Source organism: Streptomyces odonnellii (genome assembly GCF_000981895.1).
GTDB lineage: Bacteria > Actinomycetota > Actinomycetes > Streptomycetales > Streptomycetaceae > Streptomyces > Streptomyces odonnellii.
On record NZ_LATD01000071.1, the window covers coordinates 1 to 8596 of the forward strand.

The window sequence follows — 8596 nt, forward strand, 5'->3', positions numbered from 1 at the left end:
AGCCCGGCCTTCTCAGCCCGGCCCCCTCACGCCGCCCCGTCGTCGTGCACCCCCGACGCCACCACATGCGGCCTGCTCACACGCGGTGACCCCGCCGGCCGGCCCCCCGGCCGGGCGACGTGCGACGCGGCCCCGTCCGACCGCGCCCCCGGCGGCCCGTCGTGCCGCAGTACGAGTACGGCGGCGTCGTCCGTGTGGCCGGTCAGCTCGGCGACCTTCATCACCTCCGCCGCCAGATCCCCCGGATCGGCCGAGACACCCGCCTCGACGGCCCTGGCCACCCGCGCCATCCCCTCCTCGATCGGGAAGGAAGGCCCCTCGACCACACCGTCCGTGAGCAGGACAAACGCTCCCGCACACAGCAGCGGACGGCGGGTCACCGGGTACTTCTCGCCCGGCGCGATCCCCAGCGGCAGCCCGCCCGCGTCCTCGGCGTACCCGGACCAGCCGTCGACCGTCCCCCATACGGAGGCGACATGCCCGGCGCGGGCGCTCTGGATCTCCCATCGGACCGGGTCGAAGCGCAGGAACGTACAGGTCGCGAAGAGTCCGGAGTCCACCGACAGCAGCAGGTCATTGGCCAGGCTCAGTACCTCGCCCGGGTCGTGCGCGGTGGCGGCGACCGCGCGCAGCCCTATCCGTACCTGTCCCATGAAGGCGGCGGCTTCGACGTCATGGCCCTGCACATCGCCCACGGAGAACCCCAGCGACCCGTCGGAGAGCGCGAAACCGTCGTACCAGTCGCCCCCGATGTCGAGGCCGTCCTGCGACGGCGCGTATCTCGCCGCGGTCCGCAGGCCCGGTACGGCGGGGAGCCGCGCGGGCAGCATGTCGCGCTGGAGCGCCTCGGCCAGCTCCACCCGGGCATGCTGGAGCTCTGCCCCTTCCCTCGCCTGGGCGGTCAGCCGCCCAAGTGTGGTCAGCAGGTCGTCGGCGCTCGTCGAGCGCGGGGGACGACGCCGGGTCATGCACCGCCTCGCTACGGATCAGGGGCCTGTGGTCCGCGCTCCTGCACAAACCACAAATCATCATATTTCCGGAGTGTGACATCTGCCGAACGAGAGCCGGGACCGAAGCCCCAGGGCTCCGCGGAAGCCGGAGCACGCCTCACAGGAGCCGGACGCGTCAGGAGCCGGAGCGCACCTCAGAAGCCAGTGCACGAGCCGGTGCACGCCTCACTAGCCGGTGCACGCCTCACCAGCCGAACGGGACCGACGGCACCCCGGCTCACGACGCGAGCGGTCGGCCTGCCCGATCCGCCGCGCCTCCCGCGCCCAGCAGCGTCACCGGCGTCCCCGCGGCCTGCGGCTCCAGCTCCGGCATGTGCTGCCGCCCGTGCCGGGCCACGAACGCCGGGAGCGCTCCCCGTACGAATTGCGCCGCCCGCAGCCACGGCTGCCCGTACACCTGGCGCGCCCGTCGCTCGACCCCGGCCGCGAGCCGGTCCACCGCCGGGCCCAGGGGGTACGTACGCCCGGCCGGCCAGGGCAGCCGGGCGCGCAGCTCACGCAGCGCGGCCACCTGCTCGCCGCCCCGGACCATATCGGTGTCGGTCCAGCTCAGATAGCCGACACCGATCCGAACGCCATGGTGCGCGACCTCGGCCCTGAGGGTGTGCGCGAACGCCTCCACCCCGGCCTTTGACGCGCAGTAGGCGGTCATCATCGGCGCGGGGGCGAGGGCCGCGAGCGAGGCGATCTGGAGGTAGTAGCCACGGGAGTTCAGCAGCGCGGGAAGGAAGGCGTGTGCGGTGTTGGCGCCGCCGATGAGATTGACCTCGATCACCCGCCGCCACACCTCGGGCGCGCAGTGCCGGAAGAGGCCCGCCGCCGCGACCCCGGCGTTGGCGACGACGACATCGACCGTGCCGAAACGCTCCTCCACGTGTCGTGCCGTACGGATCATGGCCTTGGCGTCGGTGACGTCCGTATGCCAGTACGCCGCCTCCGCCGTGCCGGTCAACGACGCTGCGACACGGGCGAGTTCGGCCTCCTCCAGACCGACGAGCGCCAGTCGCGCGCCACGCTCGGACAGCGCGCGGGCGAGATGCTCGCCCACGCCGCGCGCGGCGCCGGTGACAACGGCGGTCTGTCCATGGAACGGCAGGTTTCCGCGCATGGGCGGGCCTCCAGAAGGGGTCGGGGGACCGTCCCCCGCTTTGTCGGGTCCCGGTTCGGAACCGGTGTCGGGGGACGGCATTCCGTACGGCGGTACGGCCGCACGGCGATTCCGTACGGCGATCCGTACGGCAAGGGGTCCGGCGAGAAGTCCGTACGAAGACGAAGACGGACACGGAGACTGGGACAGCGGGAGCACGAGCAGAGGCACGGGCAACGGCAACGGCGCCGGAAACACGGCCGGGCGCGTCCCCGGGCACTCGGCCGTCCCTGAGCGGCCGGCCAGGCCGCGCGACTCCCGCGACCCCTGCGCCTCCCAGGCCCCCTGCGCCCGCGGTCAGGCGCGTTGCAGCGCCAGGACCGCGTTGTGCCCGCCGAAGCCGAAGGAGTGGCTCACGGCCCGGTCGATCCGCCGCCGCAGCGGCTGCTTGGTCACACAGTCGATGTCGAACTCGGCGGCCGGCACGTCCAGATTCGCGATCGGCGGCACCACCCCGTGCTGAAGGGTCAGTACGGTCAGCCCCGCCTCGATCGCGCCGGCCGCGCCCATACAGTGCCCCAGCACGCCCTTGGGCGCCGTGACCGAGGGCCGGTGCGGGAACACCCGGCTGATCAGCGCGGCCTCGGTCGCGTCATTGAGCGGGGTCGAGGTGCCGTGCGCGTTCACATGCCCGACGTCACCGGCCTGCCATCCCGCGTCCCGCAGCGCCGCCTCGACCGCGCGCTGGGCGACCGCGCCCGAGGGGTGCGGGCTCGTGGGATGGTGGGCGTCGGTGGTGGAACCGGCGCCCGCGACCAGCGCACGGGGCACCGCGCCGCGCGCCCGCGCGTCCTTCTCCCGCTCCAGCACCATGATCGCCGCGCCCTCGCCCATGACCAGCCCGGCGCGGTCCGCGGCGAAGGGCCGGCACAGTACGGCCGGATCGACACCGGGCCCCGCCGTGGCGGCCACCCCCGAACGCGCGAACCCGGTCATGGCGAGCGGGCAGATCATCGCCTCGGTGGCACCCGCCACCGCGATGTCGCACTGCCCCGCCGCCAGCAGGTCACGCGCCACGGAGAGCGCCGTGACCCCCGAGGAGCAGGCCGTGCACGGCGCCATGCTGGGCCCGGTGGCGCCCATCGACACGGCGATCTCGGCCGCGGGCATATTGGGGATCGTCAGCAGGATCCCGGCCGGCGAAGTCGCCTCGGGGCCGTGCCGGTCGAGCGCCACGGCCTGGTCCGCCACGCTCGCGGAGCCCCCGCTGCTGGTCCCGACCACGACCGCGACCCGGGTCCCGTCCCAGGCCGCCGGGTCGAGCCCGGCGTCGGCGACCGCCTCGCGCGCCGCGATCAGGGCGAGCTTGACGTATCTGCCCATCCGGAACGCCGTACGCCCGCCGACCGCCGCGGCCAGGTCGATGCCGTCGACCGTACAGGCGAAGTCGACGGCGCAGCCGCGCAGTTCGGGGAGGGTACGGGCGTACGAGACACCCGCGCACACCCCGTCCCAGGTGGACCCGGTGTCGTTCCCGGCCGGGGTGATCATGCCGAGTCCGGTGACGGCGACGGCGGGTCCGCGCACCGGCCGGGCGGCGGATCCGCTCATCGGCCGACGCCCACGGCCGTCGCCGCGTCGTCGAGGAACGCGGTGATCTCGGCCAGGGTGGCGCCCTTGAGGAGGGCGTCCGAGTCGGTGTCGATGCCCAGCGTCTCCTTGATGATCACGGCGAACTCGGCGACGGCGAGAGAGTCCATCTCCAGGCTGTCCATGGTGGCCTCGGGGAGGATCTCGGCTGCGGGCACCTTGAAGGTCCCGGTCAGTACCTCGGTGATCCGCGGGTGGATCTCGCTCATGGCATGTCCTTGTGTCGGTGGTGGATGGGATGGTCGGTTCGAGGGACCGGTGGGGCCGGTGGTTTCAAGCGGGTACGGAGTGCCAGGCGGCCTTCGCGTCGTCGTAGGCGTCCACGTAACCGGCGCCGGAGATGGGCCAGTCCGCGAGCATCTCCTCGGGCAGGGCGAAGGCGTCGACAAGGGTGGGGGCGTGACCGGCCAGTTCGGCCACGAGCCGCTCGACGGCCTCCACGAGCCCTTCGGTGTGGCGGGGGGCCAGTCGGCCGGCGGCCAGCAGATCGCCGCTGTTCCGGTCGATCCAGCGCAGCGCGAACAGCCGGTGCAGGGAGCGCAGCAGCTCATGGGCCTCGGTGCCGGATTCGAGACCGTCCACCGCCGCCGTGAACGCCTCGGCCGCACGGCGGTACGCATGGGCCTCGACGGCCCGCAGCGCGGCACCGGAGGCGGCGTTCCAGCGCGCGAGCGAGTCGGCGTGCGGAGCGGCCCGGCTCATCCGGCGCCGGGCGCGAGCCAGCCAGAGGTCCTCGACATCGGCGAGGAGCGAGCCGAGGAAGCGGGTATCGGACAACTCCCGTACGGCCAGGGACTCGTCGCCCCGCGCGGCCGCCGACTCGTCCCCCGCGCCACCGTCGTTGGAGCTGGAGCCGGCTCTGACACCGGAGCCAGGGCCGGAGTCGGCCCAAGCCGAACCTTCCTGCCCGGGGCCGGACACGGAGCCGGCCCGCACGGCACCGTCCCGCGCCGAGCCGCCCGTACCTCCGTCGTCGTCACAACCGCCGCAACCGCCGGGCCCGGAGCCGCCCTGCCCCGAGCCGCCGTGCCCGGAGCCGCCGTGCCCGGAGCCGCCCTGCCCGGAGCCGCCCTGCCCGCGACCGCCCCGCGACCGGCCGTCGTCGCAATCCTCCCGCCGGAAGCTCTCCCTCGCCGGCGCCCCCGCCGAGAACAGCATCTCCGCCGCCGCCTTCGCGTAGATCGCGAGATTGTCGCCCTCCGCCGTGATCGCGCCCTCCGCGCCGGCCATCAGCTCCGCGAGCCCGTTGCTCTCCAGCAGCCCCTGTGCCCCGCACCGTTCGCGGGCCTCCAGGATCACCCCGCGCGCCTGCCAGGTGATCCAGCCCTTGGCGACGGCCACCGTCCGCTCCGCCTCGCCCTTGGTCTCCTCGGTGTGGGTCAGCCACGCGTCGAGGGCCGCGCGGTGCAGCAGGCTCATCGCGAACACCGTGGCCAGGGCGCCCACCAGCGGACCGTGGTGCGTACGGTGCGCGAGGACCGGCACCCGGTCGACCGCCCTGGCGCCCGAGATCAGCCGGTGCCCGCCGTACCGTACGGCCAGCGCCAGCGCGACCCGCGCCCCGCCCAGCGCGCCCGCGCTCATCGAGAGCTTGCCCGTGGTGACCCGGCCGATCGACGTCAGGAAGCGACGGCGGCGGTTGCTCTGCTCGCTGCTGAACGCGCCGTCCGCGCCGAGCCGCCCCTGAGCCCCGCCCAGCAGCGCGTTCCGCGCCACGAAGACCCGGTCGAACGAGGTCAGCGAGTGGTCGACCGGGCTGCCGAACACCGCGGGCAGCCTGCGCACCCGTACCCCCGGCAGCGCCCGCTCGCCGTCGGTCAGCGGGGTCAGGAACAGGAAGACGCCGTGGTCCGCGCCGTCCACCAGCAGCCGCGCCGCCACCACGCCCGACTTGGGGCCGCCGACCGGGCTGGTGTTGGGCATGAACTTCTGCGCCCCGGCGTGCGGGGTGTGCAGGACGAAGCCGTCCCTGGCGCGGTCGTACGTCGCGGTCGTCTCCAGGGCCGCCGCGTCATTGCCGTGCGCCACCTCCGTACAGAGGAAGGTGCCCACTCGGCGCAGGCCCAGGAAGTCCGCCAGTTCCCGCGGGTCCCGCGCGGGTTCGTCCGCCTGCCCCGCCTGTCCTGCCGGCCCCGGCTGCCCTTCCGTACCGCCCGTGAACGCACCGCCTGCGAACGCACCGCCCGCGAAACCGTGGTCGAGCAGGCTCCCCAGGAACAGGTTGTAGTGAATGCCCGCCACCGTCGTGAGACACGAGTCGACCGGGCCCAGCCATTCGTACAGCGCCACCAGCCGGCGCGGATCCGCCGCCAGCGCCAGCGGGCTGTCGAGCGAGTGATTGACCGTACGCAGCCGCGCGTACGCCAGCGCGACGCGCTCCGCGGCCGTGGCGTCCACCGGGCGGCGGAACGGTTCCGCCGCGACCAGCCGTCGCCACGGCGCGTGCACGCGCGCGAATTCCGCACCGAACAGCACCCGCGTCAGCCGCGCCGCCGTGGTGTCCGGTGAGTCCGTCGAGTTCATCGAATCCATCGAGTCCGCCCGGTCCGCCGGGTCCGCGAGGTCCACGGAGCCCGTGGATTCCACACCGTCATGGTCGATCAGTACGCTCACGCGAAAAGAACGATCAAGGAGTGGCGAAGAAACGACTCTTCCCCACCGCGGACCGCAAAACATTCATTCGAAAGGCCCCCCTGACGCGCGGTCCCCGCCCTCACGCGCGACGGAACGCCAGCGCCACGTTGTGCCCGCCGAACCCGAAGGAGTGGCTGACCGCGGTCTCGGCCCGCTGCCGCCGTGGCTCCTTCGTCACACAGTCGAGGCCGAACCCGGCGGCGGGCGCGTCCAGATTGGCGACCGGCGGAATCACGCCGTGTTCCAGGGTCAGTACGGTCGCCACCGCCTCGATCGCCCCGGCCGCGCCCAGTGTGTGCCCCACCACCCCCTTCGGCGCGGTGACCGGTGGCCGGTGGGGGTAGACCCGCTCGATCAGGGTCGCCTCCATGGCGTCGTTGAGCGGTGTGGAGGTGCCGTGCGCGTTGACGTGCTGCACGTCGTACGGACTCCAGCCCGCGTCCCGCAGCGCCGCCTCCACTGCCGCCTGCGCGCCCCGGCCGTGCGGCTCAGGCGCCGTGGGGTGGTACGCGTCCGTACTCGAACCGGCGCCCACCAGCAGCGCGCGTGCCTGCCGGCCCCGGGCCCGCGCCCCGTCCTCCCGCTCCAGTACGATCATGGCCGCGCCCTCACCGAGGACGAACCCGTCCCGGTCCGCGGCGAACGGGCGGGACGCCCCGCCCGGATCGTCCGTACGCGTCGACAGCGCGCCCATCCGCGCGAAGGCCGTCACCACCAGCGGCGTCAGTACGGACTCGGCGCCCCCGGCCACCACCACGTCGCACTGCCCCCCGGCCAGCAGATCGCGCCCGAGCGCGATCGCGGTGGCGCCCGAGGCGCAGGCGGTCACCGGCGCCAGACTGGGCCCCTGCGCCTTAAGCGCGATCGCGACCTCCCCGGCCGCCGCGTTCGGAATCATCATCGGTACGAGCAGCGGGGAGACCGAAGCGGGGCCGTGCTCCCGCAGTTTCAGCGCCCCGTCGGCCAGTGCGGAGACTCCGCCGACGCCCACCCCGAGCACCACGCCCACCCGGCCGCCGTCCCAGGCCGCCGGGTCGAGCCCGGCGTCCGCCACCGCCTGCCGGGCGGCGATCAGCGCCAGCTTCACAAACCGCGCCATCCGCCAGACCGAGCGCCCGCCCACTGCCGCGTCCACGTCGAGCCCGTCGACCGCGCAGGCGAAGTCGACCGGCATTCCGGCCAGTTCGTCCCGCCGCCCGGCGACCGACCGCCCGGCGCACAGCCCCGCCCAGAACGCCCGCTCGTCACCGCCGGCCGGGGTCACGACGCCCAGCCCCGTCACCGCGACCGCGCCACCGCCCCGGCCCGGCCCCGGACCGGGCTCCTTCGCCGTCCGCACTGTCATGATCCGTTCCTTCCGTCGTGGGCCGCGGCCCGTGAAGTGCCCGGCCGCGGCGCGTCCGGCCGTCGTGCGCCCGGCCAGCGGAGCGCCGCCGTACCCCAGGTCAGACCGCCGCCGAAGGCCGTGAGCAGGACGCGGTCGCCCATCCGGAACCGTCCCCGGTCCTGCGCGTCCGCCAGGGCCAGGGGGATGGAGGCCGCGCCCGTGTTCCCCACCCGGTCGAGATGGGTGACGCAGCGGTCCGCGCCGATGCCGACCCGCTCGGCGACGGCACGCAGGATCCGGGCGTTGGCCTGGTGCGGTACGAAGTGGTCGACCTCGGCCGGGTCCCAGCCCACCTCGCCGAGCAGGGAGCGGCACGAGGCGGTCATCCGCTCGACCGCGTGCTGGTAGACCGCCCGGCCGCGCATCCGGAAGTACGGATCGCCCTCGCCCGGCGGGCGCCCGGCGGCCCGGGACCGCGCACCGCCCGCGGCCACGCTGATCAGGTCGTATCCGGTGCCGTCGCTGCCCAGGTCGAAGGCGAGCAGCTCGCCCGGGGAGCCGGCCGTGCCCGCGCCGATCAGCGCGGCTCCCGCGCCGTCGCCGAACACCACGCCCGAGGAGCGGTCGCGCGGGTCCAGCCATGTCGAGTACACATCGGCGCCCACCAGCAGCACCCGGTCGTACAGTCCGGACACCACCAGGCCCTGGCAGACCGCGAGACCGTAGACGAAGCCGCTGCACACCGCGCCGATGTCGAACGCGGGCACCGGTCCGAGGCCGAGCCGCGCGGCGAGCGCGGGGGCGGTGGCGGGACAGGGATGATCCGGCGTGGCCGTGGCCAGCACCACGGCGTCCACCGCACCCCCGCCCCAGGCGCCACCTCCGGAC

7 protein-coding genes are annotated in these 8596 nt (G+C 74.3%); all 7 read right to left on the reverse strand.

Translation table 11 applies throughout. The features are described 5' to 3' along the window. Positions 1–26: 26 nt before the first annotated feature. Positions 27–968: a PP2C family protein-serine/threonine phosphatase gene (locus WH07_RS08370; protein ID WP_079023059.1), complete on the reverse strand. Its 942-nt coding sequence runs from the start codon at positions 966–968 to the stop codon at positions 27–29. A gap of 259 nt (positions 969–1227) precedes the next feature. Further along, positions 1228–2118: an SDR family oxidoreductase gene (locus WH07_RS08375; protein WP_046497277.1), complete on the reverse strand. Its 891-nt coding sequence runs from the start codon at positions 2116–2118 to the stop codon at positions 1228–1230. 336 nt (positions 2119–2454) lie between these two features. Next, complete coding sequence (locus tag WH07_RS08380) at positions 2455–3684, reverse strand: beta-ketoacyl-[acyl-carrier-protein] synthase family protein (protein ID WP_079023060.1); 1230 nt, start codon at positions 3682–3684, stop codon at positions 2455–2457. Between the two features lie 20 nt (positions 3685–3704). Next, positions 3705–3956, reverse strand: a complete 252-nt coding sequence (locus WH07_RS08385) for an acyl carrier protein (RefSeq protein ID WP_046497285.1) — start codon at positions 3954–3956, stop codon at positions 3705–3707. Between the two features lie 64 nt (positions 3957–4020). After that, entirely contained in the window at positions 4021–6279 is a 2259-nt protein-coding gene (locus tag WH07_RS40975; protein ID WP_408645817.1) for an acyl-CoA dehydrogenase, read from the reverse strand. A 181-nt stretch (positions 6280–6460) separates the two neighbouring features. Further along, a complete protein-coding gene (locus tag WH07_RS08395) occupies positions 6461–7726 on the reverse strand; it encodes a beta-ketoacyl-[acyl-carrier-protein] synthase family protein (RefSeq protein ID WP_046497289.1) in 1266 nt (421 codons plus the stop codon). Continuing rightward, a partial coding sequence (locus tag WH07_RS08400; protein WP_046497296.1) for a beta-ketoacyl-ACP synthase 3 occupies positions 7723–8596 on the reverse strand: 874 nt, incomplete at its 5' end. The genes WH07_RS08395 and WH07_RS08400, both read right to left, overlap by 4 nt.